This window comes from Streptomyces triticagri, assembly GCF_003429565.1.
Classification (GTDB): Bacteria; Actinomycetota; Actinomycetes; order Streptomycetales; family Streptomycetaceae; genus Streptomyces; species Streptomyces triticagri.
In genome coordinates this window covers 1-839 of record NZ_QUAK01000129.1, presented here as the reverse complement: position 1 = coordinate 839, position 839 = coordinate 1, and the positions used below count along the sequence as shown (strand labels likewise).

The 839-nt window shown below is 80.6% G+C and carries 1 pseudogene; it reads right to left on the bottom strand.

The features are described from left to right. Positions 1–839 (bottom strand): annotated as a pseudogene (locus DY218_RS34320) (Rne/Rng family ribonuclease); the annotation flags it as partial.

Genomic DNA, 839 nt, shown 5'->3' with positions numbered 1-839 from the left:
GCCTCCGCGGGCTCCGGCCGGCTCGGCGCGGCGCTGTCGGCCTGCTCGGCACGGCGACGGCGGCGCCGGCGCGGCGTCGGCTCCTCGTCGGCGGGCTCCTCGGCCGGTTCCTGCGCCGCCTCGGCGGCAGCGGCGGCCGCGGCGCGCTCCGGCGTCTGGAACATCGGCTCGGTGAACACCGGCGCCTGGAACACCGCCACCGCGGGCCGCTTCGGCTTGCGCCGACCGGTGGCCGGCTCCTCGCCCGGCTCGGCGGACGCGGCCTCCTCGGCGGGCTCGGCGGCGCGGGCGCCCTGCTCGGGTGCGGTAAACGCGGTAAACGCGGTAGACGTGGTAGACGCGGACGCCGACTTGCGGGACGCACGGCGGCGGCCACGACGGGCTCCGGTCTCGGCCTCGCCGGCCGGCTCGGACGCGGGTTCAGGAGCAGCGGCCGCAGCGGGCTCGGCGGCGGGCTCCGGGGCATCGGCCCCGGCCGCCTCCGGCGCACCGGCGGGCGACTCGGCCCGGCGGGAGGCACGACGGCGCGTACGGGCCCGGGGTTCCGGAGCCTCGTCATCGGCAGCGGCAGTAGCAGCGGACTCGGCAGGAGCTTCCGGCGCGGGAGTCTCGGCGGCGCTCGGCTCGGAAGCGTCATCGCCGGATGCGGCCGGCGCACCGGCGGGCGCCGTCACCTTGCGGGTGGCGCGCCGACGGCTGCGCTTCGGCGCCGCCTCGTCCGCCTCGGCGGCGGCACCGTCCTCGGGGGCACTCGCCACGGCCACCGGCTCGGCCGCGGGCGATTCGGTTTCGGCGGCCGGCGCGGACTCGCCGTCCGCCGCACGCGGCGCACCCGCGGG